Origin of the sequence: Methanosarcina mangrovi (genome assembly GCF_052057765.1) — an archaeon.
Classification (GTDB): domain Archaea; phylum Halobacteriota; class Methanosarcinia; order Methanosarcinales; family Methanosarcinaceae; genus Methanosarcina.
Map to the genome: position 1 here is coordinate 572,639 of NZ_CP195120.1, position 13,979 is coordinate 586,617.

The 13,979-nt window shown below is 43.1% G+C and carries 12 protein-coding genes and 1 tRNA gene; 11 read left to right on the forward strand and 2 right to left on the reverse strand.

Annotated features, from left to right (window positions below; genetic code table 11):
* The first annotated feature begins 298 nt into the window (after positions 1 to 298).
* The 4 genes from ilvC (at position 299) to ACSAZL_RS02745 (ending at position 4,243) form a co-directional block, all read left to right on the forward strand.
* Complete coding sequence (ilvC, locus tag ACSAZL_RS02730; RefSeq protein WP_440947217.1) at positions 299 to 1,306, forward strand: ketol-acid reductoisomerase; 1,008 nt, start codon at positions 299 to 301, stop codon at positions 1,304 to 1,306.
* Positions 1,307 to 1,743: 437 nt separating this feature from the next.
* Positions 1,744 to 2,286 (forward strand): nitroreductase family protein, encoded by a 543-nt coding sequence (locus ACSAZL_RS02735; RefSeq protein ID WP_440947218.1) that lies wholly within the window; start codon positions 1,744 to 1,746, stop codon positions 2,284 to 2,286.
* Positions 2,287 to 2,499: 213 nt separating this feature from the next.
* Positions 2,500 to 2,571 (forward strand) — tRNA-Arg (locus tag ACSAZL_RS02740).
* A 715-nt stretch (positions 2,572 to 3,286) separates the two neighbouring features.
* A complete protein-coding gene (locus tag ACSAZL_RS02745; protein WP_440947219.1) occupies positions 3,287 to 4,243 on the forward strand; it encodes a hypothetical protein in 957 nt (318 codons plus the stop codon).
* A gap of 236 nt (positions 4,244 to 4,479) precedes the next feature.
* Here ACSAZL_RS02745 and gltA read toward each other — a convergent pair whose 3' ends face one another.
* Together gltA and ACSAZL_RS02755 are read right to left on the reverse strand one after the other, a co-directional pair.
* Positions 4,480 to 5,889, reverse strand: coding sequence for an NADPH-dependent glutamate synthase (gltA, locus tag ACSAZL_RS02750; RefSeq protein WP_440947220.1), 1,410 nt, complete (start codon positions 5,887 to 5,889; stop codon positions 4,480 to 4,482).
* 17 nt (positions 5,890 to 5,906) lie between these two features.
* Complete coding sequence (locus tag ACSAZL_RS02755) at positions 5,907 to 6,752, reverse strand: sulfide/dihydroorotate dehydrogenase-like FAD/NAD-binding protein (RefSeq protein ID WP_440947221.1); 846 nt, start codon at positions 6,750 to 6,752, stop codon at positions 5,907 to 5,909.
* An 863-nt stretch (positions 6,753 to 7,615) separates the two neighbouring features.
* Between ACSAZL_RS02755 and ACSAZL_RS02760 the strand changes: the two genes are divergently transcribed.
* From ACSAZL_RS02760 to ACSAZL_RS02790, 7 genes are all read left to right on the forward strand, one after another.
* Positions 7,616 to 7,855 (forward strand): hypothetical protein, encoded by a 240-nt coding sequence (locus ACSAZL_RS02760; RefSeq protein WP_440947222.1) that lies wholly within the window; start codon positions 7,616 to 7,618, stop codon positions 7,853 to 7,855.
* Between the two features lie 549 nt (positions 7,856 to 8,404).
* Entirely contained in the window at positions 8,405 to 8,761 is a 357-nt protein-coding gene (locus ACSAZL_RS02765) for an ArsR/SmtB family transcription factor (RefSeq protein ID WP_440947223.1), read from the forward strand.
* Positions 8,762 to 8,777: 16 nt separating this feature from the next.
* On the forward strand, positions 8,778 to 9,527 hold the full coding sequence (locus ACSAZL_RS02770; protein ID WP_440947224.1) for an arsenite methyltransferase: 750 nt from the start codon (positions 8,778 to 8,780) through the stop codon (positions 9,525 to 9,527).
* A 21-nt stretch (positions 9,528 to 9,548) separates the two neighbouring features.
* Entirely contained in the window at positions 9,549 to 9,818 is a 270-nt protein-coding gene (locus ACSAZL_RS02775; RefSeq protein ID WP_440947225.1) for a hypothetical protein, read from the forward strand.
* A gap of 143 nt (positions 9,819 to 9,961) precedes the next feature.
* A complete protein-coding gene (locus ACSAZL_RS02780) occupies positions 9,962 to 11,029 on the forward strand; it encodes a right-handed parallel beta-helix repeat-containing protein (protein ID WP_440947226.1) in 1,068 nt (355 codons plus the stop codon).
* 479 nt (positions 11,030 to 11,508) lie between these two features.
* Positions 11,509 to 12,891 (forward strand): mannose-1-phosphate guanylyltransferase/mannose-6-phosphate isomerase, encoded by a 1,383-nt coding sequence (locus tag ACSAZL_RS02785; protein ID WP_440947227.1) that lies wholly within the window; start codon positions 11,509 to 11,511, stop codon positions 12,889 to 12,891.
* A 72-nt stretch (positions 12,892 to 12,963) separates the two neighbouring features.
* A complete protein-coding gene (locus ACSAZL_RS02790; protein ID WP_440947228.1) occupies positions 12,964 to 13,974 on the forward strand; it encodes a sugar phosphate nucleotidyltransferase in 1,011 nt (336 codons plus the stop codon).
* Positions 13,975 to 13,979: the final 5 nt, after the last annotated feature.

Here is a 13,979-nt window from a genome sequence, read left to right on the forward strand (position 1 = left end):
GCCGGAAGCCTTTTCGAATTCTAAAGGTCTTCTAATAAACTTTCCGGGTTTCCGGCCTCTCCTTACATTTGGCTGGCGGGTCCAGAAACAGTAACTTTTCGGAAATCAGTTTAATTCTCAGGGAAACCTCTGTGTTTGAATTCAGGCACTTCCCTGAATAATGCAGAAACTTTCATTAAAAAATTATGGAATATATCAGGAATGTACCAATAAAACGGATCAGTAAAATCAATTGGTAAAACTAATCAGTATAATCAGTTAAGGACGATTCAGTAAAATCAATCAGGAGAATTAAGGAATGGCAACGATAATTTATGATAACGAAACAACTTTTGATGCACTTAAAGACAAAACAATCGCAATAATGGGCTACGGAAGCCAGGGTCACGCCCACGCCAGAAACCTGCATGAGTCCGGGCTCAATGTTGTAGTCGGGCTCAGGAATGGCAGTTCCAGCTGGGCAAAAGCCGAGTCTGATGGCCTGAAGGTTATGACTGTTGAAGACGCTGCAAAAGCTGCAGATGTTATCATGATCCTCCTTCCGGACGAAAAGCAGGCATCTGTTTACTATTCTCAGATTGAACCCAACCTGAAAGCCGGCAATGCCCTTGTTTTTGCCCACGGCTTCAATATCCACTACAACCAGATTGTGCCCCCGAAGGATGTTGACGTCTTCATGGTCGCCCCCAAAGGTCCAGGACACATTGTCAGGAGAACCTACACGGAAGGCATCGGAGTGCCGGGCCTGATCGCAGTCTACCAGGACGCAACCGGAAAAGCAAGGGATCTTGCCCTTTCCTATGCCAAGGGTATCGGCGCAACCAGGGCAGGAGTTTACGAGACCACCTTCCGGGAAGAAACCGAAACCGACCTTTTCGGAGAGCAGGTTGACCTCTGCGGGGGACTTGCCTCACTTATCAAGACCGCTTTTGAAGTGCTTGTGGAAGCAGGGTACCAGCCTGAAATGGCATACTTCGAAACCTGCCATGAAGTCAAACTCATTGTGGACCTTATCTACGAAGGCGGGCTTGAGAGAATGTGGCACTCCGTCTCCAACACAGCCGAATACGGCGGCATGACCGTTGGCCCGAGGATCATCAATGAAGAATCCCGCGAAGCTATGTACGAGGCTCTCGCAAGGATCCAGAACGGGGAATTTGCAAAGGAATTCGTCCTTGAAGGCATGGTCAATCACCCCGTACTCAAAGCCATGGAACGCCAGGAAAAGGAACACCCGCTTGAGGTTGTCGGCAAGGAAATCCGGGCAAACATCCCCTGGCTCAACAAGAAGATTGATGACGACTGAGCTTTAAGCTGCTTTTTTCAGTTTCAGGCCACCGATCGGGTGGTCTGGGGACTTATTTTTTCCGATTTTCTTCCAGTTTTTCTGATTTTTCTGGACTTTTTTCTGACTGTTGGTCCGTCATTAACCGGTTAATCCATTCTGATCCCATAGCTCGAGCTTTCACCCCCCTCTTCCCCGCGCCGCGTTGGGTCTTAGCCGGCTACCAACCAGATAAAAAAGACCCAAAAACGACGCCGCAATTAAGAGAAGTAGATATCAAAAGAAATAGCTCCAGACCGAGAGAATTATTTCATTTCCCCCGAAATTAATTCATGGTTTTTCAGGGCTGTATACCGGTAATTGCTTCCTGCTTGCCGGTAACGTTTAATAACTTGATTTCAATCTTTTAACAGAAAGTTCATAAATCTGAAATTGAAAATTCAATCAGGAGGGAAAATATGCCAGTAACAGGAGAAAGCAAAGTCATTGACACCATCCTCAACAGAAGGAGTGTCCGGGAGTTTACGGACAGACCCATCAGCAAGGAAGAAATTAACACGATCCTCAACGCAGGCCGCTGGGCTCCTTCCGGTTTGAACAACCAGCCCTGGCGCTTTGCAGTTGTCAGGAACCCTGAAACCATCCAGAAGCTCTCGGAATGTACTCATTATTCAAGCATCGTGGCAGGAACCCCCCTGCTTATCGCGGCTTTTCTGGATACCGAACATTCGTACAACAGGACTAAAGATATCCAGGCAATAGGAGCTTCCATCCAGAACATGCTCCTCGCCTGCTGTGAACTCGGCCTGGGCGCAGTCTGGCTAGGGGAGATCCTGAACCAGCATGAAAAGGTTAATTCAATCCTGTACTGCCCGCCAAAGCTCGAACTTATGGCAGTGCTTGCCATCGGGGAACCTGCTCCCGGAAAACGCACTTCTACACGTAAAGCCCTTTCGGAACTTGTGTTTGAAGAAAGGTATGGGGAGAAGTGGGAGGAATAAGGTCCTGAGCTAAATACTAAAACATCCTGAATTCAATATGGAACCTGAAATCTTTAAGTTAGTCTACAGCAAGTTCATTTTGATCAACTTTCTTTAAGAATATTTATAATTTGATTGAGGATTAAATTTATAAGCTATTTGGCACTATAAACAGCCAGTTAACTGATCACACCCCTGTAAGTCAGTTAATCGGGCATAACTTTTTCACAATGAAGGTCTGTGGTGTAGAGGATATCACTGGAGCCTCCGGAGCTCCGAACCTGGGTTCGATTCCCAGCAGACCTGTTACTGAATTTTCCTGCTGAACTTCTAAGAATTTACACCGGAATTTTTTGAAAAGCTTGCAGGCTTCAATTTCTACTCTGCCTTCTGTCTTACCTATTTTGCTCTCTAATTAGCGATTTCAACTCCATTTCGGGTTAATATCCTGAAATTTTTTGAGGGTAATTCTTATCTACGGGCAAAAAATATAATAAGAGAGTAGAAGTTAACATATACAAAAGAGAAATATAAAAGAGAAATATAAAAGAGAAATAAAAAAGAGAAATAAAAGAGAAATCTGGAAGGTTTACAGCATGGCTCACGGATTTAATCGTCGCTTCCTGCGTGTAGGAAGAAGGAAACTTTCTTTAGTTCAGTTGATTCTGATAGCGATAATACTGTATTTCCTGCTCCGGATGCTTTTGCCGCTTTTATGGACCCTATTTTTGATCGTTGCTTTAGTTGTACTTTTAAAAGTGGTTCTTGAAAACTTTTAATTTCTATTTGCATATTTTTTTATTTTATTTAGTTTCCTTTTATATCATTCGATCTGACTATTTTTATTCATACTCTCCATTTTTGTAGAAACCTTTATCTTCTCAAACTCCAAACTAGTTATTGTTTTCTGGAGAATGTTTCCTTATATAAATGTCCGAATTTCTATAAGTTGTCGTTTCATTGCGGGAAACACGAATCTCTGCGAGTTTAATTTTCCTTTAGTACTTTGGGGGGTTGAAATATGGACACAAGAAAGCAAGCACTTCTGGGAAGAAGTGGTCTTGTTCTTATGGGGCTCTTTCTGACAATATTTTTTTCCGGATGTATTGAAAACGAAGTTTCTGCTGCAGAAGTAGGGAATAAAATTTCCGCTGCAGAGGAAATCAATACTTCTTCTTTACTTATCAATAAAGCTGAAAACAGAAGTATATCCGTAAAAGAAGATGTGGGCTCAGGTACCTATACCACTGCGAAAATGAGTCTGGACGCTTCCGAAACAGATTTCGAGGAAGCCTTAAAGATTCTTAATAGTGCCTCTTCGGATTACGAAGAAGAAAGACAGGATATTGAGAGATATAAAATTTTAGCTGAAGCTGGTTTGGATAGAGTTCATTCTCTACAGAGTTTTATCATAGCTATGGAACATTTCGATAAATCTTTCGCATACATGTATTCAGAAGAATTTGACTCGAGTAAAGAAGAAATAGACAAAATGAACGAAGCTTTAAATGATTCTGCTGTTTTATTAAGTTCAGCAAAAGAAAAAATGTTTATGCTCGATCTTGATTCAGTACCTGTAGAGGAGAAGAGTTCCATTGTCCTGTTAAGGGATGATCTGGAAACCAGTGAAATTATGTATGCGGAACTCAGGGTTTTAATGGGGGGAATGTATCCTTATATGGAAGGGTTCAACTTTTTTTCGAAGGGGCTTGAAGATTTTAAGGCCGAACGGTGGGGTGAAGCCGCCGATGAATTCGGAAAAGCTTCCGAGAAATTTTCCGAATCCCAACAGATTCTGGAGAAGCTAAAAGATTCGGAGTATTCAGAAGTTTCTGTGGGAGTTATCCAAATATGCGGATTTTTGGCACAACTCAAAGAAGACTTGCCACACCTTGAAGCCGGCTGCAGATATATGGAAACAAGCCATTATGCTCAGGCGGATGAGGAATTCAATAAGGTTTCTAACCATTACGAATGAGCAAATGAATGAGCAAATAATAGAAACCTTAGCAAAAGAAGGTTTAGATATAATAAATAAAAATTAGCAAGAGAAGAAATTCTAGTGCTTCGATTCCCAGATAAATCCGCTATTTGGAGAAGGATTTGTTGGCCATGAGATAGATTTTGAAGTTCAGGTTTATGGCTGTAATCTGGAATCGATCCACCAGTTTTTCTTTTGTCTCATTACAACTTCATATTTATCTCGCTATTTTTTCACTTTTCTTTCAAAAACGCATCAATTGCCTTTGCAGCTTTTTTACCTGCGCCCATTGCACTGATGACAGTAGCTGCGCCTGTAACCACGTCTCCACCGGCAAAGACTCCGCACTTGGAGGTTGCACCGGTTTCTTCGTCGGCAACAACAGTGCCCCGCCTGTTCTGTTCAAGGCCTTCCGAGCCTTTAAAAATGATCGGGTTAGGGGAGGTACCTATGGCGATAACCACAACATCAGCAAGGATCAGGAACTCCGAGCCTTCCACAGGGACAGGGCTTCTCCTGCCGGACTTGTCAGGCTCTCCAAGTTCCATTTTTATACATTCGACGCCTGTAACGTTGAACTTCTCGTCTCCGAGGATGCGGACAGGGTTTGTAAGGAGCCTGAAGGTTATACCTTCTTCTCTGGCATGCTCGACTTCTTCCCGGCGGGCGGGCATCTCGTCTTCTCCGCGGCGGTAGACTATGCTTACCTCATCGGCGCCCAGACGGAGGGCAGAGCGGGCTGCGTCCATTGCCACGTTTCCGCCCCCTACGACAACCACATGTTTTCCGTGCCTGACTGTTGTGTCGTATTCGGGATCATAGGCTTTCATGAGGTTTACACGGGTCAGGAATTCGTTTGCGGAATAGACGCCGTTTAGGTTTTCGCCTTCTATCCTCATGAAGTTCGGGAGCCCTGCGCCCGTACCCAGGAAAACGGCATCGAAATCATCACAGAGTTCGTCCAGGGTCTTGATCCTGCCGATGATATAATTAGGCTTGAACTCTACTCCGAGCTTTTTGATGTACTCTACTTCCTGCCGCACAATTTCTTTTGGCAGCCTGAACTCCGGGATGCCGTAACTCAGGACTCCTCCGGCTTTGTGCAGGGATTCAAAGATTGTTACTTTGTGCCCTAGCTTTGCAAGGTCTGCTGCGGCAGTAAGCCCTGCAGGGCCTGAACCCACAACTGCTACCTTCTTGCCGGTAGGAGGCATGGCTTCGGGAGACTTCACGCCTTTTTCACGCTCATAGTCTGCGCAGAAGCGCTCAAGCCTTCCTATTGCAACAGGCTGGCTCTTCTTCCCGAGTACACAGCGGGCTTCACACTGGGTTTCCTGGGGACAGACGCGGCCGCAGATAGCAGGAAGGGCGTTTGTGGCTTTGATTCTCTCGATTGCCCCTTCAAAGTTTTCCTCGCAGATCAGTTGAATAAAGCCTGGAATGTCTACATTCACAGGGCAGCCCTCAACACACTTCGGGTCCTTGCAGGAAAGGCAGCGGGAAGCTTCGGCAAGGGCATCTTCTTTTGTGTAGCCGAGGGTCACTTCATCAAAGTTCTTCCTGCGCTCTTCTGCAGGCTGCTCTGGCATCGGGGTTCTTTCTTTCTTTGCTTTTCCCGTCTTTTCTCCCTGTACTTCTTGCATTTTTCATTCCCTCCTTCTCAGTGCAGTCCGCACCTGCATTCCTCTTCGTACTTTTCCACAGCCTGTGCCTCTTCGCCGCGGTACATTGCAAGCCTGTTCATAAGCTGGACAAAGTCAACCTTCCGGGCGTCAAATTCAGGGCCGTCAACGCATGTAAACTTCGTTTCTCCGCCGACCGTAACCCTGCAGCCTCCACACATCCCGGTTCCGTCTACCATGATGGAGTTCAGGCTGACAAGAATTTCCACATCATAGGGGAAAGCAACCCCTGCCCCTACTTTCATCATAATCGGAGGTCCGATAATTACAACCCTTGCAACCTTTTCGTCGCTGTCCAGGATCCTTTTCATGATATCGGTCACAAACCCGTGGTGCCCTTTCGACCCGTCATCGGTTGCGATATACAGTTCGGAACTGGCTTTCTCCATTTCGTCTTCAAGGATCAGGAGGTCTTTGTTTCGGGCACCGATAATTGAAATTACCCGATTTCCTGCACTCATATAAGCTTTTGCCTGGGGGTATATCGGTGCAACACCTACCCCTCCTCCCACAAGAATTACAGTGCCAAGCTTTCTAATATCGGCAGGGGTTCCGAGAGGCCCGACAAAATCTTCAAGGGAATCACCTGAAGAAAGCTTTGCAAGCTGTTTTGTGGTCTTGCCCATTTCCTGAAATATTACAGTAACCGTACCCTTCTCTTTTTCAAAATCCGCAATTGTAAGAGGAACTCTTTCCCCCCTCTCATCAATCCTGAGGATTATGAACTGTCCGGCTTTTGCAGCCTTTGCCACATCAGGGGCCTCTATTATCATCCTGTGCACCGATGGAGCAATTTCTTCCTTTTCCAGTATTCTATATGCCATGAGATCACATTTTCCTGAGTAAAAGCATATTTGCTGAACAAATGATAAGATAAATTTAAGTGTAACTGAGTTTTATGCAGGGTCCTGTCCATTTGCCTTTCGGCATGGACGTTCTCCTTATAATGATTAATGGGATATATATTCTCCCAAATAATTTTAATTATACCAACTGTTTTGCCCTATCTTTTTAGTGAACTTATAAAAACCTGTTTTTTGACTTCCTGTTTGAAAATGAACAACATTTTTTCAGGTTCTTTTGTCCTTTTTGCAAAAATTTAATAAATCTGGTGGGTGTAATAAAATTAGGGGTTAATTTCCCAAATCAATTTTATCCGGGAAGAGTAGAAAGGAGGAATGAAAGAGAAAAAGATGTCAGGGGTTTAAAATAGAACCATCCGGTTCAAAGGCAAATAAAGAAATATTAATCCGGAGACTGTTTGCTCGCTGCGACGGGATCTGATAATCTGTCTTAATATCCCATAGATTGAGGGTTGTTGAAAATGCAATCCGATGAGGCTTGAATACTGGGAATCCTTCAAAGGTTAGCAGGGTCCTGGGACATTGGATTGAAACAAGGTAAAAACATTATTTTCAAAGGCGTAAACTGATTAGGGGAGTTTTATCTATGCCAGAACAAGAGAAGAAGGAAGAACAGCAAGAAACAGAAGAAGCTAAAGTTGAACCGATACACCCCTCCGAACAGAGGGGAGGTAAGAAGAAAAGTCTTCTCGACACCTGCAAGTAAGCAGGCCTTTATTTTTACTTTTATTTTTTCTTTTCAGAGCTGAAACAAATTTTCTGAAAAGAAATGAATTACATGTAAACTGGTATGAATTACGCTGCACATACAAGGAAGGTTAATTATGACAGAGAAAGCTACTGTTGAGCCTATCGATCCCATGGAGAAGATGCGAGGAGGCAGGAGAAAACCTCTGGTGAGCTGCGAAAAATACGATGAGGAAGAAAGAAAGGAGCTTCTTGAGGGAGAACAGCAAGAAACAGAAGAAGCTAAAGTTGAACCCGAAGAAGCTAAAGTTGAGCCTATACACCCTTCTGAACAGAGAGGAGGCAAAAAGAAAGGCCTGCTTGACACGTGCAAGTAAGCAAAGCAGGTTTTTACCACAAGGGGAGCGCGTAGGGTCACGAATGCCCAGCCCTTCAAGTCGGGGATGAATGAACCCTCGCCTCTTTTTGTTTTCGATTTAAATCTCTAAATCGTCGTTTCTTTGTAAAGTGATTGGAAATCGGACAGGGACTCGATAGCAAAGTTTCAATAACTTAGATCAAGGAAACTTCGTTAAAGGACACTGTAAATTATTCCCAAATAACCGGGCGGGCGGCCCGAAGCATACCCCATCCTTTAGAGGCTGTCCGACAATTACCTTCGGTAATAAAAGATTTCCTTCTTTTTAGATTTAAAGGTCTTATTTGCTTTCTTTTTAGTACTTTTTTATTACTATCAATAATTGTCAGACAGCCTCTTTAGGGTGAGATGGCCGCACGCAATTTGATTTTCACTTTTTCTTCTGACTACTCTTTTCCTAAACGTCTTTTTGTTTCAGATCTTCTTTTAGCTTCAGATTTACTATTTCTCGTTAGGTGAGCTTTATCACAAATATTATATGGCTATATGCGCATATGTCCATATAACCATGCTTGATCGTAAAGTAAAGTTCTTTAAAGCTCTCGGGGATGAGACCCGGCTTACTATCCTCTCTTACCTGCTGGAGCATAGTTACTGTGCCTGTGATTTTTCATCCCTTACAAAAAAGGACCAGACAACGGTTTCAAAACACCTGAAGATTCTTGTTGAAGCTGGAATTTTAAAGTATGAACGGCAGGGAAGAAACATCATCTACAGCGTCAAAAATGGGGAGATCGAGGATTTGCTTTTATCTCTCGGAATCAGGGATGTAAAGCCCTGTTGTGACAGGCAGCAAGTTTCCGGGGTTTGTTGTGCGGAAATTGAAAATAAACTTCAAGATAAAAAAGGAGAATCTGAACAATAAGGAACGAGGTAAAAGAATGGATTCCACTGAAAAAAAAGAAGTTATCAAAAAGAAGTATCAGGAAATTGCAACTTTAGGAGGTTCCTGCTGTTCTGGCAGCGGGTGCTGCGGGGATTTAAGCGCAGCAGACCTTTCCAAATCTCTCGGCTATTCGGAAGCGGATGTTCAGGCTGTGCCGGACGCAAACCTGGGGCTTGGCTGTGGCAACCCTACCGCTTTTGCAGAACTGGAGCCCGGGGATATTGTCCTGGATCTGGGCTCTGGTGCGGGTTTTGATTCTTTTCTTGCTGCACAGAGAATCGGAAGCTCGGGAAAGGTTATTGGGGTCGATATGACTCCTGAAATGGTTGAAAAAGCTCAGGCTAACGCTCGAAAGTACGGCTATTCAAATGTCGAGTTCCGTCAGGGGGACATCGAAGCCCTTCCGATTGAAGATCGTTCGGTAGATGTTATTATCAGCAACTGCGTGATTAACCTCGCGCCGGATAAAGAAAAAGTTTTCAGGGAAGCTTTCCGGGTCCTGAAGCCCGAAGGCAGGATGTATGTTTCGGATATGGTCCTCCTGGCTGATTTGTCTGAAGACCTTAAAAAAGACCGCGCCCTGCTTGCGGGCTGCGTTGCCGGGGCTTTGTTAAAAGAGGAGTATCTGAGACTTCTAAAAAAGGCAGGTTTTTCGGTTAAAATCCTGGCTGAAGATTCGGACATCAGTAAAAGGCAATACGGAGGGCTTCCAGTCGAAAGCCTGAAATTAAAAGCCTGGGTATGAGAATAATTTATGGGTTCATGTGTGAGAAGTGAGGTAAATCTGAGAAGTGAGGTAAATCTGAGAAGTGAGGTAAATCTGAGAAGTGAGGTAAATCTGAGAAGTGAGGTAAATCTGAGAAGTGAGGTAAATCTGAGAAGTGAGGTAAATCTGAGAAGTGAGGTAAGTCTGAGAAGTGGGATTTTTCGGCTTCTTTTCTTCTTTTCCAGATTTAGGGCTTATTCCCTTTTAACGAGGGGAGTTGAATGGAAAGAATTTTATCAGCAGGATTACTCCGAAACTATGCTTCAATAAGTATATCCCTCAATCTATTTATATTACTATTCAATTTTTATTTTTTAATGATCTGGGATTCCAGGTCCGGGACTCCAGATCTGGTTTTCCGAATGCAGAGACTCTTCTGAACGTGGGGTACAGGGGCCGGGGGTCTCTTTGAGGTGATACTGCTGAAAACCATAAGAAGCGTAAAAATCTGTTTTGCAATAGGTTTTGTATTTTTGTTGCTCAGCTCAGGTACTGCAGCTGCCAGGAGGATCACTGTGGGGAGTGATGAACATAAGGATTTTTCTTCAATTCAGGAGGCTGTAGATGCTGCCAGGCCCGGAGATACGGTTTATGTCTACAACGGACTTTACACGGAAAATGTATATCTTGACAAAGAAATTTCGGTTCGTTCTATCTCCGGGATGCCTGATCGGAGTATTGTAACGGCAAAAAACCCTCATGACCATGTTTTTCACGTAAATGCAAACAATATAACTATCAGTGGCTTTTACATAAATGGTGCCAGTGACCCCCTAAAAGCAGGGATTTATCTGGAAAACACCCATGGGATCCTGATCAGCAATAATAGACTTTCTGACAACAACCTGGGAATTTACCTTGACTCTTCTACCACAAATATGCTGAATCTAAATAATATTTCAGGGAATGAAGTGGGAATTTTCCTGAAAACCTCGAAAGATAACTGGGTTATCAACAATAAGGTGAAAATGAACAGTCTGGATGGCATTTTGCTTGAAACCTCAGACGATAACCGTGTTATTGGAAATATCCTTCATTACAATATTGAGTATGGCTTTATGCTCTCAAACAGCAGTAGAAACATCATTTATAATAATTTCTTTCAAAACACTGCAAACGTAGGCTATGAAGGTATTAACTCCGAGAATACCTGGAATCTGTCCCGGAAGAGAGGAATAAATATTGTGGGGGGGCCTTATCTTGGCGGGAACTGCTGGGCCGGTCCTGAAAGTACGGCCCTTTGCGTAACTGGGGATCTGGATGAAGACGGATTCTGCGACGTTTCCTATGACCTGGGGGAAGGGAATATCGATTATATGCCTCTCATACGTCGCCCTCCTGCTTTTCAAGGCAATGAACGTTCCATCACCGTTTCTCTTTTAGGATTTGCTTTACTTGTATTCGCTCTCTCAATATTCATAGTAAAAAAGGTGATTAGTTGGACCGGGGGCGAGCCTACGGAAGATGATGATATAAAATAAATTCGGAGAAGTCCATTATTACTTTTGACCGGTCAGTTTAAGTTTTATCGGGTCCACATTTCTATTATTCATGGACTGTTGGTCCCTCTTTTTTTCGGTTTGATAGTTTGATGCATTTATTTTTTCGGCGTGTTCAGAGCCAAAGGTTATATATTTGCTCCTTATCATATACTACTAAAAAATAATCAAACTCCTAAAATAATCCAATTTTAAAACCAATTTATTCAGAAAGTAATTGCTGCCAGAAGTAATATAATTCCAAATTCATTGATTCAAAAATTCATTGAATCAAAAAGTAATATATTCCAAAATTAATCTATTAAAAGAGCAGTTTCTTCGAAGATATATATCCAAAAAATAATCATGCCCTGAAAATAACCTTCTTCCACAGTATATTTATAATCCCTTTCTCTCAAGACAGTATTGACAGTGTTTTGACAGTGTTTATACTTCGATTTAATATTTTTAAATCAATTCCCATGGAGATGACAGGCATTAAGTCAATAATTCTTGCAGGTGGCTCAGGGACGAGACTCTGGCCTCTTAGTCGGGAAATGTATCCCAAACAATTTTTAAAATTTGGTGACACCTCACTCTTTCAGGAGACCGTGCTTCGATGTCTTGAGGTTTCAGATATTTCTGAGATTTTTGTTGTAACGAATGAAATCCAGAAGTTTTTCGTGATTGGACAGATCAAAGAAATAGGATATTCAATTCCCCCAGAGAATGTCCTGATCGAGCCCGAAGGCAAGAATACACTTCCTGCCATCTTCTTTGGAATGAAAGAGATCGAGCAAAAATTCGGAAATTCAGTCGTAGGGGTATTTTCTTCGGACCATGTACTTGACAGAGCTGCAATGGCAACGATTTCTTCAGCCGAAAAACTGGCTTCGGATTATCTGGTTACTTTCGGGGTTGTTCCGTCCTTCCCTCATACAGGATACGGCTACATTAAAACCTCCGAGTCCTGCGAACCAGGTTACAGGGTTTCGGAATTTAGAGAAAAGCCTGATCTCGAAACCGCACAAAAATACATTGAAGAAGGGTGCCTCTGGAATAGCGGCATGTTCCTTTTTGAGACACGGCTCTTTTTTGAAGAAGTCAAAAAATATGCGCCTTCGATTTTTGCCTGCTTTGAGAACGGGGGCAGTATTGATGAGATTTATGCGTGTGTGGATAAGGTTTCCATTGATTATGGCATAATGGAAAAGTCCGATAGAGTTGCCGTTGTAAAGCTGGACCAGAAATGGAGCGACCTTGGAAACTTTGCGGCAATTTATGACGAACTGGAAAAAGATTCCGTAGGAAACGTGATCCACGAATGTGACTCTCTGCTTCTCAACTCCGACGGTAATCTTGTTTATTCGAAATGTGGCAAAATCGTTTCTCTGATTGATATTAAGGACATGGTTATTGTTGACACGAGCGATGCCCTCTTAATATGTCCTAAATCAAGCAGTCAGAAAGTAAAGGAAATAGTCTCCGACCTGAAGGGCAGGAACGATGAAAGGGCATTTATCGGGCAAACAGTCTACCGGCCATGGGGTTCATATACGCTACTTGACGCTTCTCCCGGTCATAAGATCAAGAATATTACCGTGCTTTCCGACCACAGGTTAAGCCTTCAACTGCACTATCACAGGAGTGAACACTGGGTGGTTGTAAAAGGTATGGCCTGCGTAGAAGTGGACGGAGAACAATTTTTCCTGAGACCTGGGGAAAGTACATTTATCCGGGCCGGGCAAAGGCACAGGCTATCTAATCCCGGAAAAGTTCCTCTGGAGATTATTGAGGTACAGTTAGGGGAGCTCGTGGACGAAGAGGATATCGTCAGGTTTGATGATGTGTATGGGAGACATTAAACCCGAATCCGATTATTCTTGCTAAGGAATGTATATTATGTGGATCAATTTTATAGATTGTCTGGTGGATGCATGAAAGTAATCATACCTGCAGCGGGAGCTGGAAAGCGCTTATTCCCACATACGCATACCAAACCGAAGCCAATGGTTTACATTGCCGGTAAGCCTATCATAGGGCACATTCTTGATAGAATGATTGAGCTTGAGCCTGAAGAAATTATCCTTGTGGTAGGATACCACAAAGAACAGATAATCTCGTATGTTGACAGGCATTATAAAGATAAGTTTAAAATCCGCTACATAGACCAGGAAGAAAGGCTTGGACTTGGGCATTCGGTATATGTTACAAAGGAACACGCAATGGGTTCTGAAATCATGATCGCGCTTGGCGACATGATTTTTAAGTCCGGTTATCTTGATTTTTATAAATTTCATGTTGAAAACGGGAAATGTTCCGGTTCAATCGGAGTTAGGGAAGTAGAAGAACCCCGGAAGTATGGCATTGTCGAACTGGAACCTTCCTCTCCATGTATTCAAAGGCTTGAAGAAAAGCCTGAAAATCCCGGTTCAAACCTCGGGATTGCAGGTGTCTATTTTGTTAAAGATACAACTCTTCTTTTTGAAGTTCTTGACTGGATGCTCCAGAATAGTATTCAAAATAGAGGTGAATACCAGCTGACAGACGCCCTGCAGGAGATGATCCGAAGAGGGAGTAAGTTTAAGACCTTTGAGGTGTCCAGCTGGTATGACTGCGGACATGCAAGGTCTTTGCTCGAAACCAATCGCGTTTTACTTGAAGAAAAGCTCACAGGGAATGTTCCTGCCGATGTATGTGATTCGGTAATTATCCAACCTGTGGAGATCGGGGAGAATGTTAAAATTATTAATTCTGTAATTGGTCCCTATACTTCAATTGCCGAAGATACGGTGATAGAAAATTCAATTATTTCAAATGGTGTAATTGGTTCAAGGACTCATATCTCAAACTTGAACCTGGAGTCTTCGATTATAGGTGACGACGCAAACCTTATCGGAAAGCATAATTCCCTGAATATCGGAGACTATTCGTCTATTGAATTTTAAGGAAG

Bases quoted from the DNA above. Each gene is read 5' to 3' on its own strand.
- ilvC (WP_440947217.1), top strand. From the start codon at position 299: ATGGCAACGATAATTTATGATAACGAAACAACTTTTGATGCACTTAAA.
- ACSAZL_RS02735 (WP_440947218.1), top strand. From the start codon at position 1,744: ATGCCAGTAACAGGAGAAAGCAAAGTCATTGACACCATCCTCAACAGA.
- ACSAZL_RS02745 (WP_440947219.1), top strand. From the start codon at position 3,287: ATGGACACAAGAAAGCAAGCACTTCTGGGAAGAAGTGGTCTTGTTCTT.
- gltA (WP_440947220.1), bottom strand. From the start codon at position 5,889: ATGCAAGAAGTACAGGGAGAAAAGACGGGAAAAGCAAAGAAAGAAAGA.
- ACSAZL_RS02755 (WP_440947221.1), bottom strand. From the start codon at position 6,752: ATGGCATATAGAATACTGGAAAAGGAAGAAATTGCTCCATCGGTGCAC.
- ACSAZL_RS02760 (WP_440947222.1), top strand. From the start codon at position 7,616: ATGACAGAGAAAGCTACTGTTGAGCCTATCGATCCCATGGAGAAGATG.
- ACSAZL_RS02765 (WP_440947223.1), top strand. From the start codon at position 8,405: ATGCTTGATCGTAAAGTAAAGTTCTTTAAAGCTCTCGGGGATGAGACC.
- ACSAZL_RS02770 (WP_440947224.1), top strand. From the start codon at position 8,778: ATGGATTCCACTGAAAAAAAAGAAGTTATCAAAAAGAAGTATCAGGAA.
- ACSAZL_RS02785 (WP_440947227.1), top strand. From the start codon at position 11,509: ATGGAGATGACAGGCATTAAGTCAATAATTCTTGCAGGTGGCTCAGGG.
- ACSAZL_RS02790 (WP_440947228.1), top strand. From the start codon at position 12,964: ATGAAAGTAATCATACCTGCAGCGGGAGCTGGAAAGCGCTTATTCCCA.